The 1,621-nt window shown below is 61.0% G+C and carries 1 protein-coding gene; it reads left to right on the top strand.

What is annotated here, in order from left to right; translation table 11 throughout:
- Positions 1-157 precede the first annotated feature (157 nt).
- Positions 158-1,180 carry an IS110 family RNA-guided transposase gene (locus BSG08_RS19140; protein WP_093039436.1) on the top strand — a complete coding sequence of 341 codons (1,023 nt, stop codon included), beginning with the start codon at positions 158-160 and terminating at the stop codon, positions 1,178-1,180.
- Positions 1,181-1,621 lie beyond the last annotated feature (441 nt).

Here is a 1,621-nt window from a genome sequence, read left to right as displayed (position 1 = left end):
CAAAACGCACGGATGTTAACAATGCAGGTGGGTCAATTTTAGATGATCATAACCCACCCAAGTGGGTCACTTTTGATGGGGTGGATGCCCCCGCCCGACGGCATCGCAATGTGCCAGGATGGTGATGTTGGAATCGCCATAGAAGGAGGAGGCATCCATGGAAGAGGTTAGCATCGTTGGCGTCGACCTGGCAAAGCAGGTCTTTCAGGTCCACGGGGCCGCGGCGAACGGGCGGGTATTGTTCCGCAAGAAACTGTCGCGTCTGCAGTTTGCGAAGTTCATGGCGTCGCTGCCGCCCTGCGTGGTAGCGATGGAGGCCTGCGGCACCGCGCATTACTGGGGTCGCGAGCTGTCCCGGCACGGTCACGATGTCCGGCTGATCCCACCAACTTACGTCAAACCCTTCGTGAAGAGGCAGAAAAACGACGCTGCCGACGCCGAAGCCGTGGCAGAGGCGACCCTTCGCCCGACCATGCGCAGTGTGGCCGTGAAGACTGCTGACCAGCAGGCACGCGCAATGCTGTTTCGCACGCGTGATTTGTTCGTCGGCCAGCGGACCCAGTTGGTGAATGCATTACGCGGACACCTTGCCGAGCATGGGGTCATCGTCGGCCAAGGGCTCGGCAACATTGCCCGTCTTGCTGCGCGCCTTGAGAGCGCCCCCCTCCCAGACCTCGTTCGCGACCTCGGTCGGATCTACCTCGATCGGGTCGCACAGATCAGCGCTGAGATCGCAGCGCTTGACAAGCGTATCACCGAGGCGGCCAGGGAAAACGATGTCGCGCGCCTTTTGCAGACCATGCCGGGTATCGGGCCCATCTGTGCAATGGCGGTCGCGGCCTTCGCTCCGGACATGCGGGAATTCCGCCGCGGCCGTGACTTCGCCGCCTGGCTCGGCCTCGTGCCGCGACAGCATTCGACCGGGGGTAAGCAAAAGCTCGGGCGTACATCGAAGATGGGCCAGCGCGATATCCGGCGATTGTTGATTGTCGGTGCGATGTCCGTCGTACACTGGAGGGGACGGGATGGCGGCCGCCCGGGCTCGTGGCTGTCGCGAATGCTTGAGCGGAAACCTCGCAAGCTGGTCGCCATCGCCCTGGCCAACAAGATGGCGCGCATGGTCTGGGCCATGCTCGTGAGGAACGAGGATTACAGGGATCCGACCGGCGCGGTTTGCTGACCGCGGCCGCGGGTACGTCGGCGATGTGAGGAGGGCGATGACTCGTATGGGCAAATGATCGGCAAGATCCGGATTGGGAAAACCAGGGGCATGCAAAGAGCATTGAGCTCGCAATTTTGATCTGGACCCGACCCGCGCATCACCATACCGGCCCGCGGCACGACAGGCCGCACATGAGAGGCCTGAAACATGACCGCACCCGATCACATGCTCAGAAAGTCATAAAATCCTTGCATCGAAGGGGGCATCCAAACATGCATGCCGATTCACAGCCATCACGGTGCCGAGCGTGGCCAGTGACCTCAGGATGACTTGGTCTTCTGCTTGCTCTTTGAGCAGGTTCTCTGTAACGGCCCGATTGAGACCGCCTGCCGGCTGGAGGCTACGTGATCTAAGATACGTGCATAACGACGTCCTTTGCGACGTGTCTTAGATGGAGGG

The organism is Roseovarius azorensis (assembly GCF_900109455.1).
Classification (GTDB): Bacteria; Pseudomonadota; Alphaproteobacteria; order Rhodobacterales; family Rhodobacteraceae; genus Roseovarius; species Roseovarius azorensis.
Note: the sequence above shows the minus strand (reverse complement) of the source record. Positions and strands in the feature narration are given on the sequence as shown.

Bases quoted from the DNA above. Each gene is read 5' to 3' on its own strand.
- BSG08_RS19140 (WP_093039436.1), top strand. From the start codon at position 158: ATGGAAGAGGTTAGCATCGTTGGCGTCGACCTGGCAAAGCAGGTCTTT.